Annotated in this window: 13 protein-coding genes and 4 pseudogenes; 8 read left to right on the plus strand and 9 right to left on the minus strand. The window is 59.5% G+C overall.

What is annotated here, in order from left to right; translation table 11 throughout:
- The first annotated feature begins 1,842 nt into the window (after positions 1-1,842).
- A complete protein-coding gene (locus AAE027_RS30500) occupies positions 1,843-2,652 on the plus strand; it encodes a polysaccharide deacetylase family protein (protein WP_370989666.1) in 810 nt (269 codons plus the stop codon).
- A gap of 406 nt (positions 2,653-3,058) precedes the next feature.
- Here AAE027_RS30500 and AAE027_RS30505 read toward each other — a convergent pair whose 3' ends face one another.
- Together AAE027_RS30505 and AAE027_RS30510 are read right to left on the minus strand one after the other, a co-directional pair.
- Positions 3,059-3,265, minus strand: a complete 207-nt coding sequence (locus AAE027_RS30505) for a cold-shock protein (RefSeq protein ID WP_370989667.1) — start codon at positions 3,263-3,265, stop codon at positions 3,059-3,061.
- 482 nt (positions 3,266-3,747) lie between these two features.
- The gene (locus AAE027_RS30510) at positions 3,748-3,957 is read right to left on the minus strand and encodes a helix-turn-helix domain-containing protein (RefSeq protein WP_370989668.1); all 210 of its coding nucleotides are present in this window, start codon (positions 3,955-3,957) and stop codon (positions 3,748-3,750) included.
- A gap of 888 nt (positions 3,958-4,845) precedes the next feature.
- Between AAE027_RS30510 and AAE027_RS30515 the strand changes: the two genes are divergently transcribed.
- The 5 genes and pseudogenes from AAE027_RS30515 (at position 4,846) to trbJ (ending at position 10,508) form a co-directional block, all read left to right on the plus strand.
- Positions 4,846-5,733: a TlpA family protein disulfide reductase gene (locus AAE027_RS30515; protein WP_370989669.1), complete on the plus strand. Its 888-nt coding sequence runs from the start codon at positions 4,846-4,848 to the stop codon at positions 5,731-5,733.
- A 239-nt stretch (positions 5,734-5,972) separates the two neighbouring features.
- Positions 5,973-6,931, plus strand: a pseudogene (gene trbB, locus AAE027_RS30520) (P-type conjugative transfer ATPase TrbB).
- Entirely contained in the window at positions 6,928-7,251 is a 324-nt protein-coding gene (locus AAE027_RS30525; RefSeq protein ID WP_370989670.1) for a TrbC/VirB2 family type IV secretion system protein, read from the plus strand. The pseudogene trbB and the gene AAE027_RS30525 overlap by 4 nt, the downstream one beginning before the upstream one ends.
- 272 nt (positions 7,252-7,523) lie before the next feature.
- Positions 7,524-9,779, plus strand: a pseudogene (locus tag AAE027_RS30530) (conjugal transfer protein TrbE).
- A pseudogene (gene trbJ / locus AAE027_RS30535) lies at positions 9,776-10,508 on the plus strand (P-type conjugative transfer protein TrbJ). Before AAE027_RS30530 ends, trbJ begins: the two co-directional pseudogenes overlap by 4 nt.
- Here trbJ and AAE027_RS30540 read toward each other — a convergent pair.
- The 3 genes from AAE027_RS30540 to AAE027_RS30550 form a co-directional block, all read right to left on the minus strand.
- Positions 10,478-10,693: a hypothetical protein gene (locus tag AAE027_RS30540; RefSeq protein WP_370989671.1), complete on the minus strand. Its 216-nt coding sequence runs from the start codon at positions 10,691-10,693 to the stop codon at positions 10,478-10,480. The pseudogene trbJ and the gene AAE027_RS30540 sit on opposite strands and share 31 nt — an antisense overlap.
- 199 nt (positions 10,694-10,892) lie before the next feature.
- Positions 10,893-11,237 carry a hypothetical protein gene (locus AAE027_RS30545; protein ID WP_370989672.1) on the minus strand — a complete coding sequence of 115 codons (345 nt, stop codon included), beginning with the start codon at positions 11,235-11,237 and terminating at the stop codon, positions 10,893-10,895.
- Entirely contained in the window at positions 11,237-11,368 is a 132-nt protein-coding gene (locus AAE027_RS30550; protein ID WP_370989688.1) for a hypothetical protein, read from the minus strand. Before AAE027_RS30550 ends, AAE027_RS30545 begins: the two co-directional genes overlap by 1 nt.
- 167 nt (positions 11,369-11,535) lie before the next feature.
- On the opposite strand from AAE027_RS30550, the pseudogene AAE027_RS30555 reads away from it, so the two are divergent.
- Positions 11,536-11,770 (plus strand): annotated as a pseudogene (locus AAE027_RS30555) (TrbI/VirB10 family protein); the annotation flags it as partial.
- A gap of 985 nt (positions 11,771-12,755) precedes the next feature.
- Entirely contained in the window at positions 12,756-14,039 is a 1,284-nt protein-coding gene (locus tag AAE027_RS30560; protein ID WP_370989673.1) for an NAD(P)/FAD-dependent oxidoreductase, read from the plus strand.
- Between the two features lie 849 nt (positions 14,040-14,888).
- On the opposite strand, the gene AAE027_RS30565 is transcribed toward AAE027_RS30560, so the two are convergent.
- Genes AAE027_RS30565 through tnpA form a run of 4 tightly spaced genes read right to left on the minus strand, consistent with a single transcriptional unit; the run spans position 14,889 to position 17,871 of the window.
- Positions 14,889-15,491 carry a plasmid pRiA4b ORF-3 family protein gene (locus AAE027_RS30565; RefSeq protein WP_091898692.1) on the minus strand — a complete coding sequence of 201 codons (603 nt, stop codon included), beginning with the start codon at positions 15,489-15,491 and terminating at the stop codon, positions 14,889-14,891.
- On the minus strand, positions 15,488-17,050 hold the full coding sequence (tnpC, locus tag AAE027_RS30570) for an IS66 family transposase (protein WP_370989674.1): 1,563 nt from the start codon (positions 17,048-17,050) through the stop codon (positions 15,488-15,490). The genes AAE027_RS30565 and tnpC overlap by 4 nt, the downstream gene beginning before the upstream one ends.
- Positions 17,051-17,101: 51 nt before the next feature.
- Complete coding sequence (gene tnpB, locus AAE027_RS30575) at positions 17,102-17,455, minus strand: IS66 family insertion sequence element accessory protein TnpB (RefSeq protein ID WP_370989675.1); 354 nt, start codon at positions 17,453-17,455, stop codon at positions 17,102-17,104.
- Positions 17,449-17,871, minus strand: a complete 423-nt coding sequence (gene tnpA / locus AAE027_RS30580; RefSeq protein ID WP_091898173.1) for an IS66-like element accessory protein TnpA — start codon at positions 17,869-17,871, stop codon at positions 17,449-17,451. The genes tnpB and tnpA overlap by 7 nt, the downstream gene beginning before the upstream one ends.
- Positions 17,872-18,019: the final 148 nt, after the last annotated feature.

The following is an 18,019-nucleotide window of genomic DNA, read 5'->3' on the forward strand; positions in this document are numbered from 1 at the left end:
AACAACTTGCGAAACCTTGTGGCCAAGCGGGCGCCCAAACGTCTTCGAGGACTTTCAGCCATCGCGCCGCAGCGAGATGGAAGAAACCTACGCAATCGTCTGCGTCAATTATTGCAACTCGTTACTTCGGAGCCGCAACTCCGGCTGCGTTTGAGTTCAAATCTAAAGCTTGCGCCGTGGTGGGGTGGACGTCTCGCCGCGACTGGCAAATGTATGCGCATGGAAGCAACACCATGCTCCCTTGGGCTTGCTCTCAACACACTCGGCATCGGTTTGTTCTGCTGGGCGATTCCTCTTCGCCGTGTCTGCCTTGCCGTTTTTCGTTGTGCCCACCGCCCCAAGACCATCGAAACGAAGTTGCACACGCCGGCATTATCAGAACGACGGCGTTTCGGAGCGGCGCCGGCCTTGTGTTGGAGCGCTGCTTATCGGAACGGCCGGTGGCACGCTGACGCTAGTTCTTGCTCAGGGTCCCCTCGCTGTAGAGTCTGGTCTTTGACCTCGCGAACTGCGATCGCAATAGCATTCGCTGTTCCCGCCGCCCGTCGGTGGCAAGATTTGCGATGTGGCTAGGAGCCAGCCTGGCCTGCCCAAAGTTCCTAATGGGGTGCTATGGAGCAGAAGGCTCTGTATTTGCAAAGGAGTGCTGTAATGGAACTGATGATACAACTGTCGGGTTGTGCTCACATGCACCGCAGCGGGACTCCTTTTGTAGTAGCATGCGCATGGTGTTGGACTGCTCGCGATGTGTAGCGTCCGGACCCTGGTGCTCTTCGACAAATCGCGGATTGAATCGACAGCTTTTCGTCAGCTGCCTCGCTCATACATTAGTCATCAGAAGCGGCAGGGTACCTCGTTAGTAGGGATGGGAGCCAAATGTGAGGCGAGCCCTTCTGACTGCACCGCACGACGCTCGCATCACGAGTTCCCCCGGCGACCTGTTGACTAGGCGCGTGCGGTGCCGCTGCCCCGAAAGTGCAGAGACAGCCCATTGTGTTGGGTAAGTCATTAGGCTCGAGCACTTTCGGGAGCGCACACGGCGCGTGTACCAGCCTGTCGTCCTTCTGACCGAGGTGTGCTGTGTGCTTCTTCCGGGCCAGGAGCTACTTCTTGGATTTGGGTGGCCCTCGCCCGTAGAATCAACTCGTTCGTTTCGGCACGCTATTTGCTGGGCGCAAGGGGCACGACCAACGACGCCACAATAACGGGCTGGCTGACCAAAGCTGACATACTTAGATGGCGACACTCGCAGGCCCTTCTCCGAAGCCCGGATATAGGAACGCGTCAGTTAGATTTTTGCGAGCGGCCCAGATCCACTCGTCCTGCACATGAAGCACAGCGTGGACCTTTGGACATTCGTCACGAATCCGACGTTGTGGGTACGACGTATTACTGTTGAAGATTCCATACGCCGACTTTGTCGCGTTAACGTCATCGGTGGCAACTCCTCTCCGATACGAAGATCAGGTGCCGCCTCGATCGAAGCGTAGCCGCTCCAGGTTTGCTCGTTCAGGAAGTTAGAGATTTCGTTGCGAAGTGCAAGCTGCGATCTCTAACCAAGGCAACAATGGTGCTTTGATGCGATCAACCGGCTCGGCATCTTGCGGGCGCGCGGTTCGGCGTTGGCTCTTATCAGCGACGCACCATACAACCGAGCTCATCCATCATCCGATCATCGAGATGCGAACGTCCCGCGTTTGCCGTTTGGAGCTCATACCGTTTCCGGCGGGCGCCGAATTTGCTCTCGATATGTCGCCACTATGCAGAAATCCGGCGATATGCGTTGAATAGCATGCGGCCCGATAAGGCGTTCACGTACCAATTAAGGTTGCACTAGCGAATATGACAAAGATGCGCCTGCACAGATTGGGCTCGCGTCTCGCCGGCGCTGCGACGGCTGTGCTTGCTGGCGTCACCGTGACAAGCGCGGCCGACTGCCCGCGGTGGGATGCGCTCGGCACGTCGCGCGTGCTCGTTGTCGATGCGAAGGCCTATTCGCGGGTGGGATTAGATAGCTTTTCAGAGACCATTCCTCTAGTCGACCATGAGGTCGTTCTCACCTTCGATGACGGGCCGCGGCCGCCTAGCACGCAAAAGGTGCTTGCCGCGCTCGCGCGGGAATGCGTACGCGCCACATTCTTCCTGGTCGGCAGGTCTTCCGCAAAATTTCCCGAGCTCGTCCGCCGCATCGCCGCCCTCGGCCACACCATTGCGCACCATAGCTGGTCACATCCGATTATCTCAAAGATTTCATTCGAACAGGCGAAGGAAGATATCGAGCTTGGCATTGCTGCCGATGAAATGGCGCTCAACGGCGTCTGGATTAAAACACCGTCGACGCCTTTCTTCCGCTTTCCTTATTTTGATTCGACGCCCGCGACGCTCGACTTCTTGCAGTCGCGCGGGATCGTCGTGTTCGGAGCTGATCTTTGGGCGAGCGATTGGGAGAACATAACTCCGGGCCAGGCATTAAAGAATTTGACCGACCAGCTTGAGACCTCACGAAGAGGCATCATTCTGCTGCATGATGCCCAGGCCCGAACGGCCGCCATGATGCCGGCGTTCTTGCGATATCTGCGCGAAAACGCGTATCGGGTCGTGCATCTCGTACCGGCTGGCCCGGTTCAGAGGAACGTTGAGATCGCCCCTTGACGGTCTAACATCATGCCGCCAGCGCAATCACAACGACCGGGTCGCCACCACCGGCCGGTCTGCTTCCGAGAAGGGAAAGGAGCGGTGCGGGTGTGGATCGGCGACGGCTTGCGAAGCGGCCATCGTATATCGTGTGGGATCCTGCTACACGGGTGCAGCATTGACCGGACTGCGTCAGACAGTCGTGCATATGCATGCGCACTACATCGCAGCAAGCAGCGCAAGAGTCCCGCACCGGGAGCAAACCGCTACCGAAAGAGCGACGCGCCTTACAGAAAAGGCTGTTGAGCTGCTGCTGCTGCATCACATCTTCGGGCGCAGCGCAGCATAATAATGGTAAATGCAGACGATGGGATGAGCGAAACGGTAGAAAGATTCAAGAAAACTGCGCTGCGCGCTGTCGAAATTATCCGATCCGGAGGTTCTCGGCCGACATTTTACCAGAACGGCTGGCCTTCACCTGATAGCTAACCCGGGCGCCTTCTGCCAAGTTGATGTAGCCGGCCCTTTCAACGGACCTGATGTGCACGAAGACATCAGGGCCGCCGTCGTCCGGTTTGATGAAGCCGTAACCTTTTGCCGCGTTGAACCACTTTACGGTACCCGTTTCCACCTTCAGATCTCCTAAAAAATTAACTCATTCCCTCTGTCCAACTGTTGCAGGGCTATCAAGCGATGGTAATATGACAGTGAACTAGGCTGAGTGTCGCCGACATGAAATCCACCTGGAGGTGTTTCTGACCATTGGCACGGCAAGCGGATCGTCCTGGTTGCGCTCCGCCAGCCGGTGCGCAAGCTTGTAGCGGCTTCGATGTCCAGTGGCAGGGGCGGCTGTGCGTGATCACCTGTTGGACCGCTCCCGTCATCGAAAAGATCGTCCGGACCTCGGCGAAATATGTCGGGCCGCCACGCCTGACATTCGTGTCGATTGGAGTTCGCAGTCACGGACGTGGGCGGCCTCAACGATGCCCCAAGCCTCGGCGCGTTCGACCCGCCATCCAATCTGCTGGCCGACGCATTCGCAGTCTGTGGAAGCGGCAGGCTGCCGAACATTCGCAACGTACCGCTATGCGGGATCTCGTGCGGCAGCGAGCATCAGGAAGGAATCTTGGAAGTCTTCTCCTCGAGCAATTCTGCTGGCCGAACCTCGAGGGCTTGAGAGACCTGCCAAACTGTTAACAGGGTTGCGTTTTGCAGCCCTCGCTCCATGCTGCTGAGGAAAGCGCGATCAGCGCCCATGCGTTCTGCAACGGCCTCCTGACTTAGGCACAGCGCCAATCGAAACTCACGCGCATTTTTCTCCAAAGGCCTTGGCGAATGTCCATCCGCGGGATAGGAGGCAATCGCGTATTTTGGCGCTACGTGTTATAATACTAGGAACGAGCGCTCACAGCTCACTCTCTTTCGGACCCGCCCGTTCTCACGGATCACGCCTCTGACGAAATTACTGCGCGCAAATCTTAGGCGCGGGCATCCATATTGTGGCGCTCGCACGACAAAGCTTGCAGGAATTGAGTAATGTAGCTTACTAAGTTGATGGTAAGGACCATGCAAAATCCGCCGCTCGATCCCGACGTGGGCGATGTTGCTCCTGACGATCCGGCGCTTACTGCCAACTACCGAATTTCCTACCAAGAGGCTCAATCAAGAGGCGGGCAGGTGAGTGCTCGAATTCCGAAGGAGATTGGGTCTCTGCTTTCGCTCATGACCCGCGAGGGTCCTTTTTCGAACAGATCATCTTCTGGGCACCAGAGGCCTTGCCGAACATTGTGCAAATTGTTCGGAGCAAATCGGGCGCACAAGTTGTCGGCGTCGCGCCACCGATACTCGCACTTACCGATCTTGCATCGGGCAGTATCAAACGGGCAGCTGATGGCTGGCATGCCGTATTTCGTATTCAGGGTGTGCAACATCGTCTTTGGCTCGAACAAGCGCCACAGCTGGGTGCGGTTTGTGCTGCCGAGCTGCCCCTCGACACAGATTTTGAGATCCGCGCCCAGCCCCTCACAAACGTCGAGCGCGTGAAAGTCCACATCGTCGCATTTTGGGCGATCTGGTGCGGGCCATGTCTCGCCTCGATGCTGAACTTGTGCTCCTCCAAGACAAATATAGGAGCAACGGAGTTGAGGCCGTCGGGATCGCGGCTCACGAAAAGGCTTCAACGTCAGATGAAGCAAGAGCCAAGTTGGATGCATGATTGACGAAGAGCTTCCCAAATCTGAACTACGCCATCGCATTCGACTGCGCAGGCGAAATGAACAAGTTTGGATGGAGCTCAGTTCCTCCGTCGGAATTCCCACGTCATGTGTGATCGACCGCGACGGCAAGATCGGCTTTATCTGTCATCCAACGCAGCTTGATGACGTCCTGCCTAAGGTTCTGGACTGCTCCTGGTCGAACAGCGAAGAAGCCATAGCCCTGGATGTGGAGAGGATAAACTCGAGTCGACGCAGAAAGCGCGACGTATCGCAGAAGCAAGCGCTGATTGAGCCAATCTTCGCCAGACTCGGGCCCGCCATGAAGCGTATGGATTGGCTGACGGCCTTTTCAGCGGTCGAGGAGGCCCTTGCGTCGATGCCGGACGAGGTCATCTTCCGTGGGATTCAAGCGGAATTGTTGCTTCACAAGATGCGCGACATGGCGGCCGGCTTGCCGGTCTTGCACCAATTGGTTCGCGACGCAATCGACAAGAAATCCGTGGTCTGGATGAGCGTGGCGATTCGCAAGCTGTTCGATCCGGCGAAACTCCCGCGTGCCGAGCGCTTTGCGATGGGTAAGGAGCTGTGCGAACACATCTTGGCGGCGAAACCGTCGCAAGGCAGCGAGGGTGCGAAGTTCCTGTCCTATGGCGCGATCGCTCAGTATTACTATGAGACCGGTAGGAGGGGGCGCGCGATCGAGTTGGTCACACTGGGGCTAAAGTGGCTGGACGCGGCGCCTGCCATGGACGACGCAACGGGACCTCATGCAATGCTCTCTCCAGGCGTTGGGGCACCTACAGGGGTGAGAACGTCTGTTCCGAAGAGAGCTGTTCGACGCCACAAAACATGTCTGCCGAAAAGCCGAGACAGAAATCGTTAGGGTAGGCAGCGTGAGCAATCTGTTGTCATGTCCTTTCAGCCTCAGCTGGCAATCTCAACCAGTGCGTGTTGCGCGGTGCGGGGGCATTCACATGCGGCGGTGATAGGAAAGGAGGCCGGTAAACGCAGGCGAGCGTGGGGCCGTCCCGCCCTGGTCGGGTGGGCACGGAAGTACCTATCCAAGTGAGGAGAGACAGCCGACTTTGCCTCGAAAAGCGCGCCTCAATCAAAGGGGCAATCATGGCAATCCATTCTTTTGATTCCGAGGCGAGCTTGCGCGGAGCGCGCATGCTGCGCACTGCGCTGGGGTCCGCCATCGCACGGTTCTTGGAAGATCCGTCAGTTCTCCAGGTAATGCTCAATCCGGATGGCCGACTTTGGATCGACCGCCTGTCGAGCGGCCTTACGGATACGGGTGAAGAAACATCCGGGCCGACGCAGAGCGAATCATACGCCTGGCGGCCCATTACGTGGGTGCCGAGGTTCATCCCGGATCGCCCCGGATTTCTGCCGAGCTGCCTGAGACCGGAGAGCGCTTCGAGGGGCTGCTGTCGCCGATCGTTGCCTCGCCGGCATTTGCGATCCGCAAGCCTGCGATCGGGGTCTTCAGCCTCGAGGATTACGTCGCAGCCGGCATCATGACGCCGGGGCAGGCAGGCGCATTGAGAGATGCAGTCAAAGCTCGAAAAAATATTATGGTCGCCGGCGGGACATCGACCGGGAAGACGACACTGACTAACGCGCTTCTTGCCGAGGTCGCTAAAACCGCTGATCGGGTCGTGCTAATCGAAGATACACGCGAACTTCAGTGCACGACGCCAAACCTGGCGGCGTTGCGCACCAAGGACGGCGTGGCCTCGCTCTCCGACCTAGTCCGTTCGTCGCTCCGTCTGCGTCCGGATCGCATACCAATCGGCGAGGTGCGCGGAGCTGAGGCGCTCGACCTGCTCAAAGCCTGGGGCACGGGGCATCCTGGCGGCATCGGCACGATCCATGCCGGGTCGGCGCTTGGTGCCTTGCGCCGGCTCGAGCAGCTCGTCCAGGAGGCTGTCGTTACGGTCCCGCGCGCCCTGATCGCCGAAACCATCAACGTGATTGCGGTTCTTTCGGGGGGCGGCGCCGAACGTCGCTTAAGCGAGCTCGCCTACGTCACCGAGTTAGGGACGTCGGGCGAGTACGCAATTGGAGATCAGTCATGAGCATGCGTACATCTCTCAGGAAAGGCGTCGTTGGCGTCGCATCTGCGGCCCTTTGGCTGGCCAGCAGCCCGGCCTTGGCCGCGGGCTCGAACATGCCGTGGGAGCAGCCGCTCAACCAGATCCTGCAATCGGTCGAAGGGCCAGTCGCCAAGATCATCGCGGTCATCATTATCATCGTAACGGGGCTCTCCCTCGCCTTTGGCGACACGTCTGGCGGCTTTCGTCGCCTGGTTCAGATCGTGTTCGGTCTATCGATCGCGTTCGCTGCCTCGAGCTTCTTTCTGTTGTTCTTCTCGTTCGGCGGCGGCGTGGTGATCTGATGGAGGAGCCCGTTCCAGGTTTTGTGGCGCCCGTGCATCGCGCTTTGACCGAACCGATCCTGATGGCCGGCGCACCGCGTTCGGTTACCATTGTCAACGGCACCTTGGCGGTGGCACTCGGTCTTGGCCTGTGCTTATGGATCGCGGGCCTTCTTCTCGCCTTGCTCGGCCACATGTCTCCCGTTTGGGCGGTGCCAGGCGCGACCCCGATTTTGTTGAGGTCGTGCGCCGGCACGTTCGCATTCCCGGTCATCTCAGGACGCGAAATGCCCATGGTGAATCTCGCTGAATATCGACATTCGAGTACGCGACTTGCGGATTTCCTCCCCTGGGCGGCTCTCGTCGATGAAGGAATCATCCTCAACAAGGACGGCTCCTTTCAGCGGACGGCAAGATTCCGGGGACCGGATCTCTACAGCGCCGTGCCGGCCGAACTCGTCGCAGTTGCTGGCCGCCTGAACAATGCACTGCGACGGCTGGGCTCTGGTTGGGCGATATTCGTCGAAGCGCAACGGCATTCGGCCGGCCCTATCCACCAGCTACGTTTCCAGATGTCGCCTCCGCCCTGGTGGACGCCGAGCGCAAAGCTCAGTTTGACGAGGCAGGTGCTCATTTTGGCTCGAGCTACTATCTCACTTTCCTTTATTTGCCGCCGGCGGAGGGGCTGCCACGGTAGAGCGGCTCCTATACGAGGGCCGCCATCGGACGGGGGCGGCCGATGCACGAGAGGTGCTGAGCGGCTTCATGGACCGGACCAACCGCGTCCTGCAACTCATTGAAGGCTTTATGCCGGAATACGGCTGACTGGATGACGAGACAACTTTGACCTACCTGCATTCGACGGTTTCGACCAGGCGCCATCGGGTTCGTGTCCCTGAGATCCCAATGTCTCTCGACGCTCTGCTGGCCGATCAGCCGCTCACCGGGGGGCTAGAACCGATGTTGGGCGAGGCCCATTTGCGTGTTCTGACCTTGGTGGGATTTCCCACCGTGACCACCTAGACGAACTCAATCGCCTGGCGCTCCCCTATCGCTGGTCCACCCGGGCCATCATGCTTGGCAAGACGGGACGCAATCAAGCTGCTGGTGAGGATCCGGCGGCAATGGTTCGCCAAGCGCAAATCGATCGCCGCGATCCTGAAAGAGGTGATGACAAACGAGGCTTCAAGCCTTGTGGATAGTGACGCCCATAACCAAGGCAATCGATGCAGATTGCGCGCTGCAGGACTGGGCTCGGATCAGATTGGCGAGGCTTTTGTTACAGCAAGGGTCACGCTCTGGGACCGCGATCCGCAAGGGGCTGATGAAAAGCTGCGCAGGATCGAAAAGCTGGTCCAGGGCCGGGACTTTCACCTGCATGGTGGACAGCGTGAATGTCGTGGAGGCCTGGCTCGGCAGCTTGCCGGACAACTTACGCCAACGTTCGTCGACCGCCGCTGTCCATCTTGGATCTTGCTCATATGATCCCACTTTCGGCGGTATGGGCCGGAGAGGTGAGGGACCATCACCTCAAATCGCCTGTGCTATTATTCGGCCAGACGGAGGGATCGACGCCTTTTCGTTTCTCGCTGCATGTTGGCGATGTCGGACATACGCTGGTTGCCGGGCCAACCGGAGCGGGGAAATCTGTGCTGCTTGCGCTCATGGCAATGCAGTTCCGCCGCTACAGCGGTGCGCAAATTTTTGCGTTCGATTTCGGCGGATCGATCCGTGCAGCTGCAATAGCGATGGGAGGCGACTGGCATGATCTCGGCGGCGCGATCGGAGGAGAAAGCTCCGCGGTCATCGCTCTCCAGCCCCTTGCGCGCATCGACGATCTCGCAGAGCGCGGCTGGGCATCCGAATGGATTGCATCGATTCTGGCTCGCGAGCGGATCGAAGTCACCCGAAACCAAGAATCACGTCTGTCGGTCCTAACCTCGCTCGCGTCGGCGCCGCTTCAAGAACGTACGCTTACAGGACTTTCGGTCCTTCTCCAATCGCCACAACCCTATTGCCTGGGTGGGGCTTATGAACGGCTGATGAAGGCTGGCTCGCGCTAGACGATGCTGATTTTGCCGGCAAGCTCCGGGAATGGCTCAAGACGCTTCGGAAAAAAGAACGCGTCCGTCATTTTTGCGACCCAGTCGCTGGCCGACATCGAGGGCTCTGCCATCGCCCTCGCCGTCATCGAGAGCTGCCCGACCCGTATTCTGTTGCCGAACGATCGCGCCATTTACCTCCAGATCACGGCCATCTACCGGCGGTTTGGACTGAATAACCGGCAAATCGAAATCCTCGCCCGCGCGACGCCCAAGCGAGACTACTACTGCCAGTCCCGGCGCGGCAATCGCCTCTTCGAGCTCGGCTTGGGCGAGATCGCACTTGCGTTCACGTCCACGTCTTCGAAAGCCGACGAGGCGCTCATCGAGCAGGTATTGGCCGAAAAGGGCCGGCAGGATTTTGTGACTGGCTGGCTTACGGCGCGTGACGTCGGTTGGGCCTGCGATCTCATTCCTCAGCTTGTCAAGGTAGGAGCCCGTTTATGAGACGTTTCCGTGCCCTCTTGGCCGCGTGCTTGATCGCCTTTGCTGTTTCTGAAGCGCCTCGGCATGCCGCCGCGCAGTGGATCGTTTTTGATCCCAACAACTATGCTCAAAATCTGCTGACGGCCGCCCGCGAATTGCAGCAGATCAAGAACCAGATCACATCGTTGGAAAACCAAGCGCAGATGCTGATCAATTAGGCAAAGAACCTCGCAAATCTGCCGTACTTCGTCATTGCAGCAGCTCGAGCAATCGATACAAAGCACACAGCAGCTTCTCGCTCAGGCGCAGAGGATTGCCTATAAGTCCAGCAAATCGATCGCGCGTTCTCGACAACTTACGCGCCCGCATCGGCGAGCATGTCTAACCAGATGCTGATCGGAAATGCCCAGGCGCGCTGGCAAAACTCTGTGGCGGGTCTGCAGGATAGCATGAGAGTTCAGGCGCCCGTGGCTGGCAATCTCGAGACAAACCGAACACAAATGTCCGCGCTCGTGACTGCAAGCCGGGGCGCGACGGGTGCCTTGCAGGCAAGCCAAGCTGGCAATCAGCTGATCGCGCTTCAGGCGCAGCAGCTTGCCGACTTGACGGCTGTGGTCGCTGCCCAAGGGCGCTCACAAAGCCTGGAGTCGGCACAACGTGCCGTGGCCCAGGACCTGGGCATGAAGCAGCTCCGCGGTTTTTCACCAGGGCCAAGGCTATCAACCCACAACCGTGCAGATATTCCACTGATGAACAAGAGATTTGAACGACTGCCCGCCGCGGCAGCCGCCGCGCTCACTGTGCTTGTCTTTGCCACCTGCGCGATACGGGATGTTGAAGGCGACGGAGGCGAGCTCTTCGGCCACAGCAAGTCCCTTGCGCTCGTTGCCGCTCGTTTTGGCGGAGGTGGCAGTCTCAGCGGCCGAGCCGATCATAGCTCAACTGCCTCGTCAGAAAGCCCACCGGCATGGGTTCGCGTATAAAGCGCGTGCAGACGATCAGCCATGGCGCATCAGCAGCGACGCAGGCGGCTCGTTCAGGCGAACACGGTGGCAGCGCTGGATCGGTCGACCTCTCGCAAGAGGATCGCTGACGCTCGTTTTTCTATCCCATTCTAGCAGGATATTGAAGAACTCAGCCGCGTTCGCAAACGAAGCCTAAATCGTCGCCATTGTGGATGTAGAAGTGGCCGACGAGCCTGCCCGCAGTGCCGATCATAGCCCATCCGCGACTGCAGGACGGGTCATTCTCGTCGTGCCCTTCCCATAAGAGCTCGGCGCAGGCCGATCCTTCGCGAGTGCCGTAGCGCACGTCGAGGAAGCCCTTGAGAGCCCCAAAGGCGATTTTGCCATCGGATTTGCCCTGGAAGGTGAGGTGCGCCTCTTCGATAAGATCGAGGGAGTCGCTGTCCCAGACGTCCATCTTGACGATGCGCCAGCGGCCGACAAAGGCCTTGGCGAAGCCGGGCACCTTGGCCATCAGCCAGTCTCCGCGATCAGCTTGAGCAGCCGCACCAGATTGTAGGCAGTGGCAGCGAAGGTAAAGGCCCACGCGACGCGATCACGGCCACGGAAGCTGGTCAACGCCGGCAAGTCTGGTAGCGGCGGCACATCGCTATCATAGCTGATTTAGATGGTGCAGCCGCCGAGGGGCGGACCACAGCGAGCCTGGGCTATCCCCCTCGATGGTGTAACGATAGCGCCGTTGTGTCAGAGTCGACCATCAGCCGCCGTGACACCGCCCAGTGCCGGCGCCTGCAAACGCATCTGTTTCTTTCGATGAGGCATTCGCCAAGAATGACAGGAACGGAGACTTGCATTTATCAACGCGCCTGTCGACCGGCAGACAACGAGCTCCGATCGCCTCATGAGACCAGCCTTGCCCTTCGTTGTTCAGGCGGGGACAGTTATTCCGGCTGCCCTCATCATAGGAATCCGCTCTAACCTGCCGGGTCAGATCACGGCCCAAGTGACCGGCCTCAGGGCGCGCGATTGATCGGGATCTATGACAGCTAGGTTGCGTTCGGAACGGGTGCGAAGTGGTCAACGTCGAGCGGATCCAGCCAGGGACACCGCTCGCGACAATTCGGAAACTTCAAGCTGAAGCTTCGCGATTTGTTTGTTCCTGCTCGCGGACGAGCAGGCTGAGCGCTTGCATGTGCTAAGCTAAGTTGCGATTGGCGGCTCGAAGCTCACGCATGTCATCGGTCTGCCGGCCGCGCAAAGCGGCAATCTCGGCTTCGAGTTCGCTCACGTAGTTGCGGTCGACAAGCGCAATCGCGTTATCACGACTATGTTGTGCCAGTGCGGCTCCAAATCTGTCGAGCAGCTCTGGTGCCCGGTAGAGCGTCGCGCGCGAGAGCCCGGCTTGCGTGCAAGCCGTTCGATTTCCCGGTCATGGACTTTTGTGAGCAGCCGTGCTGGCGCAGCGGGGCGATCTCGGAGCCTGGTCCGCCAACATCGGCGTCGCCCCCTTGGTGGACGTCACGCCGCCGATGCCGGCTCGTGCCGGAGCTTGTCAACTCAGCGCCGCCGTACCCAGTCGCGTAGACCGAGCTCCTTCGCAACAGACACGATCGAGCGTCCGCTCGACACCAACTCGACGGCCTAACACTTGTACTCTTCTGTAAATGACCGAAGTTGACGTTCCATTCGACACGTCCGGGCTCGATGAGCCTACTACAGGTGTCCATCCATTCGGAGGAGGTTCACCACAGATCGCGTGGAAAAGTCAACCTGCCAGAACGACTATCGTCCGGCCTGTCGTCGGCGGCGAGGCTTGGTCTCTCCCCCGTTTCAGGCGAGGAGACTTGGTATGCCGCCCACTATCGTCAATTTCGGCGAGAGCTCGATCAGGAGGGCTATGACGATATCATTGTGAGAGACGACCAGTTGGCCAATGCTTTTGTTGTCGTGTGCACAATCTCCGATTTGACTTCTGTGGGACGTGCGCCGACCTTAGGGTCGATGTCATTCAATCCTGAAAGGAGCTTGCCGGATGCGAGGCGATCCGAAATCCCACGGGTTATGGGAGCTGACGGCTCCAGCGCCACCATATACTGGTTCTCTTATGGGTGGCGCGGAAGCCGATGTCGTTGTGATTGGAGGCGGATATACCGGACTCTCTTCGGCCATTCACCTTGCTGCGGGAGGCGTACGCGTCGCTCTGTTGGAGGCATCCGAGATAGGATTCGGTGGTTCCGGACGAAACGTCGGGCTGGTCAATGCGGGCATGTGGGTCATGCCCGACACGCTCGCAGGTACTCTTGGCTCTCCGTTCGGGGAGCGGCTGATCGAACTGCTGGGTCATGGACCGCAAAAGGTTATCGAACTGATCGAAAAGCACGGTATAGACTGCGAACTTGAGCGCTCCGGCACCTTGCATTGCGCTGTCGGGTGCAAGGGTCTGCACGAAATCGAGATGCGGGCCGAACAGTGGCAGAAGCGCGGCGCTCTCGTCTTCGTGCTCAATGCGGAGGAGACTCGCCAAGCAATAGGTGGCGGTAACTACACCGGTGCGTTACTCGACAAGCGAGCCGCCACAATACAGCCGCTGGCCTATGTGCGTGGCCTAGCACGCATTGCGCTAGCCGCGGGAGTGAAAATCTTTACGCAGAGTGAGGTCCTCACAGCCAGCGACACCGGATCGCGCTGGAGGATCGGCACGGCAAACGGCTTTGTGAATGCCGACTGGGTGATTGTCGCGACCGATGCTTACGGCAAAGGACCTTGGTCGCAGGTTCGACAGGAGCAGATCCATCTACCTTACTTCAATTGTGCTACGCGCCCCTTATCGGACCATCTGAGAACCTCAATCCTACCCGAACGGCAGGGGGCATGGGATACAAGGGAGATCCTTTCCTCGTATCGGATCGATCGCTCGGGACGTCTGGTGCTCGGCAGCGTTGGCGCTCTTGAGGGCGTTGGCGCTTCCGTTCACCGATCCTGGGCGGCGAGGTCGCTGCGCAGGCTTTTTCCGCAACTCGGGGATGTCGAATTCGAAGCCGTGTGGTTCGGCATGATCGGGATGACCTCAGACAACTTACCGCGCTTTCACAAGCTCGACCGCAACGTGGTTGCCTTCAGTGGTTACAATGGCCGCGGTATTGCGCCTGGAACTGTCTTCGGCAGTGTGCTGGCGTCGTACATCCTCGGCCAGGTTACGGAAAAGGACCTGCCTCTTCCGGTCGCGCCAGTCAAAGAGCGATGCTTTCGTGCTGCCCGTGAGGCCCTGTACAGAGCGGGGTCTCAGCTTGTTCACCTGATTGAAGCACGGCTATAGCCAGCGTGCTATTGGTGAGTATACCGTCTCTGCTCCAGCATCTTACAATTGCGAGCGCGTAGAACGCTTGCGCTAATGTGGCACCAGCGATCCGGTCAAGGACAACATGAACAAGAGCCGACCTCGAACCATCCATAGAATCTAAAGTCGTTAGGACGGCGTTCCGTCTTCGCACTGGCGCCGCCGAGTTCGATCGAAAGCAATGGCCGGAAGCCGTTTCCGCCGGGTCGGAACACCTACTACTAGTGGTACCGCACCTGGGACAATGAGACGCTTCGGCGCGCGCAATCCAAGGGCCTGCCTGTATGTGAGCAATCGTGTTCTGGCACAAAAAGCGGACCTGGCTTTTGCTAGTGGATACGTGGAGTTAGCAGGCGAATGCGTGCCGAATCTCGAACTCCGGCCAGTCACGCCGACTTTTTCTTGCCGTGCCGTTTCTACACAGCGCAACTAACTTCCGACCCACTAAGCCGCTGAGCGCTGGATAACAATTTGCCTTCGCCACAGTAGCGGTAGTGCCGGAGCAAACCGGCGGCGGCCACTCGTCCTGCCTGCCCCAGTGGGGCCTGCATGAGCCGCCAGGCATAACGCCGTCAGCTAGCGAGTGAGGTGTTTCCGTTCTTGTGCTTCATCATGAACCGTCCATCTCTGGTCCGCCCGCAGTAGTGGGTGAAGCCGAGAAAGACGAAGTTCTCTGGCCGGCACTCGCCGCGCCGCTGATTCGAAGGCCGAAAACCGGCCAAGCTCGATCAGCCGCATCTTGTCCTTATCGAGCGTCAGGCCGAAGCTGGCCAGCCGCGCCTTGAGCGTAAGCGTAGCTCTGCGGCCCTTTTGATTGACGCTTGACGTCTATTTGAGCCGCGTGGCGCGACGCCGCGGCTTCCAAATTCCGGACAATGCGTTGACGGCGGCCTCGAGCGTCTTCCGGTCGACGACGTTGGGATCGAACTGTTCGGGCCCCCAGAGGCGCATATTTTCATGTTCTGGATGAGTAGGGTCGCCGATGGCGTCGAGGTAGTGGGCATAGCCTGGCGCACCGCCGACGTCCTCCGGAGGACAACGACCGGCGGCATCGAGCAGGAGGGGAAGTCCCTCTATCGTCGTGTTGTCGAACCATTTTTCGAGTTTGATCACATGGTCCCAGCTGTCGCCGAAGTCATAGAGATAATGGATCGTCTTGGCGCCTGTCTCTTGAACGATATCGGAGAGCCGCGCCTTGCGGGCATCGATCGGCTGGGGGCCAAAATCACCGTCGGGATCAGGGATGCCCCAACGTCCTTCGCCAGCTAGGAACTCGAAGAGGTGGCTGTTCGTCCAGCCAAACGCCGCCTGAAGCGTCAGATGCAGCCGATCAAGGCGCAGGGTGACGGGTACGACAAGGCAACGCATCACCTCCGGCTTCACGTCCTTGAGGGTTACCCTGATCCGGACGGCGGTCGTGTTCAGGCTCATGCTGCCAGCCTCGGATCGTGCGCATGCATCGTGTAGGTCGACGCCCAGGGAAGCAGTTCGTCCAGTCGCGCCGCAGGCCAGCCGTTGACGAGCTTTGTGAGGACGTCAGAGAGCCAGTGCTCGGCGCTGACGCCATTGAGCTTGCACGTTTCAATGAGCGAAGCCAGCAATGCCCAATTCTCGGCACCCTCGTCGCACCCAGCGAACAGGGCGTTCTTGGCATTGAGCTTGATCGGCCGCATCGCACGCTCGACCGCATTCGTGTCCATCTCGATGCGCCCGTCATCAAGGTAGAGCGTCAAGCCGTTCCAATGACGCAGCGCATAGCGCAAAGTCTTCGCCGTGTCGCTTTTCTGCGCAAGGTGATCAAGCGTTGCCTCAAACCACTGCTTCAAGGCTGCAGCCAGAGGCCGGGCATGCGCTTGTCGGCCCGCGCGGCGCTCGGCATCAGATCGGCCGCGGAGGGCTTTCTCCACCGCATAGAGCTGGGCGATGCGCGCGAGGGCCTCACGGGCAACCGGAGCCGGTGCCGGCGAAGCTTCGCGCTCGATCTTCACAAACTGACGCCGTAGATGCGACCAGCAGAACGCGAGCGTACCGGACAGGGCGTCCGCACGCGTCTCTCGTGTCATGGTCTTGTAAGCCTCATAGCCATCGCAATGGATGATGCCACGGTAGCCTTCGAGCAGCCTCAAGCCATGGACGGCGCCGCGGCCCGGTGCATAGGCATAGATCACCCCAGGTGGGTCAGGTCCGGCCCAAGGCCGGTCATCGCGCGAGAGCGCCCAGAAGTAGCCGGTTTTGGTCCTGCCGCGCCCCGGATCCAACACTGGCGCCGGGGTCTCATCGACACAAAGCTTTGCGGAGGCGAGCAAAACCTCGCGCAGACGGCGCCACAAGGGCTTCAGCTCCTGGGCAGCATAGCCGACCCAGAAGGCGAGCGTGGAACGATCAATGGCAATTCCGTGGGTCGCCAGCATCTGCGCCTGGCGGTAGAGAGGCAAATGCCAATGATACTTGGCGTCGATCACATGCGCGACGAGCCGCTCGGTAGGCAATCCACCCCTGATCAGTCGCTCGGGAGCAGCGTGCTGGAGAACGACGCCCTGGCAGGCGCGGCAGGCCAGTTTGGGCCGGCGGGTGACGATTACGCGATACTGCGCCGGTACGACGTCCAGCCTCTGGCTCTCATCGTGACCAATCTCAACGAGATCGTCTTTGCACGGGCAGCAGGTTGCAACCGGCATCAGTGTTTCAACGATGCGTGGCAAATGCTCCGGCAACTGACCGCGATTGGCCCTGCGCTCGGCAGCTCTCTTCTCGCATGTTTTGGGATTGGCACGATCCTCGGCTGCTTCGAGAGCCGCGACGGCCTGATCGATATCCTCCAGAACAAGCTGTAGCTGATCAGCGTCAAGCTTTTCCGAGGATCGACCGAACTGCGCATCTTTTGCAAGCTTGAGCAACCGCTCGAGTCTGGCGCAGCGCTCCAGCAGAGCCGCGGCAAAGGCACGCAACTCGGCTGGATCGCTCGGCAGCACATCAGGCAAATCACTCATTGGCCCGAGTCTGCCATGCTTCGCGCCCCGATGCAGCGAAGATTTTATGCCCTACGCAAGTGCTTTCGGCTGCGGGATTCGAGGTGCGTGCATGCGTGTCCAATCCATGCCGGCCAGAAGCGCCGACAGCTGCGCGGCGTTCATCCGCATCACACCGTCAACAACCGGCGGCCATTTGAAGGCGCTGCCCTCAAGCCGCTTCCAGTACAGCGCAAGGCCACTGCCATCCCAAACGACGATCTTCACCCGATCGGCACGCTTCGCACGGAAGACCACTGCCACGCCCTTCATCGGATCGTGGCCCAGCGTCTCCTTCGCCAAGAGTGCCAAGCCATCCGCGCCCTTCCGGAAGTCTACAGGTCGGGTCGCAACGTAAATCATGAGGCCAGCGGGAGCCGTCAGCATGAACGTGTCCGGCGTAATGCCACGAACACATCACTCAGCACGGCAAGCCCTGGCGTTCCGCGCACCTCCACACGTGCCCCCAGGAACTCAACCGTAACAGCGGCAGCCTCCGGCGATCCGGAGGGCGCGGCAGCCGCCGGCAGCGACGTCTCCGACACCAAAGGCACGAATGATAGTGTATCCGCCGAAGCCGGCAGCACCAGTTGACCTGAACGCGCCCGGCGCCGCCAGTCATGCACCTGCTGCGGCCGGCAGCCATGGCGGCGTGCGATATCTGTTACAACCGCACCTGGCTCGAGGCTTTCCGCGACAATCTGTGCCTTCAAATCATCCGGCCACTGCTTCCGGCCTGCGCCAGCATACACTTCGATACGCTGCGTCAACGGTCGTCTTATGTCGTCCGAATGGTCGTCCATTATGAGCACCCTTGCCGAAGATGACTCTTCTAACGGTGCCCCCAAGTCTGCGCACAGACAATCTGAAGGGCCTCGGCGCCACGCTTACCCTTGAGCGTCAAGAGCAGTTCCCGCAAATCTACCTTGTTCTCGATGCCAGAACGAAGTC

The organism is Bradyrhizobium sp. DN3 (assembly GCF_041357655.1).
In the GTDB taxonomy this organism is placed as follows: Bacteria; Pseudomonadota; Alphaproteobacteria; order Rhizobiales; family Xanthobacteraceae; genus Bradyrhizobium.

Excerpts from the sequence above, each read along its gene's own strand:
- tnpC (WP_370989674.1), bottom strand. The coding sequence starts at position 17,050 with ATGAGTGATTTGCCTGATGTGCTGCCGAGCGATCCAGCCGAGTTGCGT.
- AAE027_RS30540 (WP_370989671.1), bottom strand. The coding sequence starts at position 10,693 with ATGATCGGCTCGGCCGCTGAGACTGCCACCTCCGCCAAAACGAGCGGC.
- AAE027_RS30500 (WP_370989666.1), top strand. The coding sequence starts at position 1,843 with ATGACAAAGATGCGCCTGCACAGATTGGGCTCGCGTCTCGCCGGCGCT.
- tnpB (WP_370989675.1), bottom strand. The coding sequence starts at position 17,455 with ATGCTGACGGCTCCCGCTGGCCTCATGATTTACGTTGCGACCCGACCT.
- AAE027_RS30560 (WP_370989673.1), top strand. The coding sequence starts at position 12,756 with ATGCGAGGCGATCCGAAATCCCACGGGTTATGGGAGCTGACGGCTCCA.
- AAE027_RS30545 (WP_370989672.1), bottom strand. The coding sequence starts at position 11,237 with ATGGCCAAGGTGCCCGGCTTCGCCAAGGCCTTTGTCGGCCGCTGGCGC.
- AAE027_RS30515 (WP_370989669.1), top strand. The coding sequence starts at position 4,846 with ATGATTGACGAAGAGCTTCCCAAATCTGAACTACGCCATCGCATTCGA.
- AAE027_RS30565 (WP_091898692.1), bottom strand. The coding sequence starts at position 15,491 with ATGAGCCTGAACACGACCGCCGTCCGGATCAGGGTAACCCTCAAGGAC.
- AAE027_RS30525 (WP_370989670.1), top strand. The coding sequence starts at position 6,928 with ATGAGCATGCGTACATCTCTCAGGAAAGGCGTCGTTGGCGTCGCATCT.
- tnpA (WP_091898173.1), bottom strand. The coding sequence starts at position 17,871 with ATGGACGACCATTCGGACGACATAAGACGACCGTTGACGCAGCGTATC.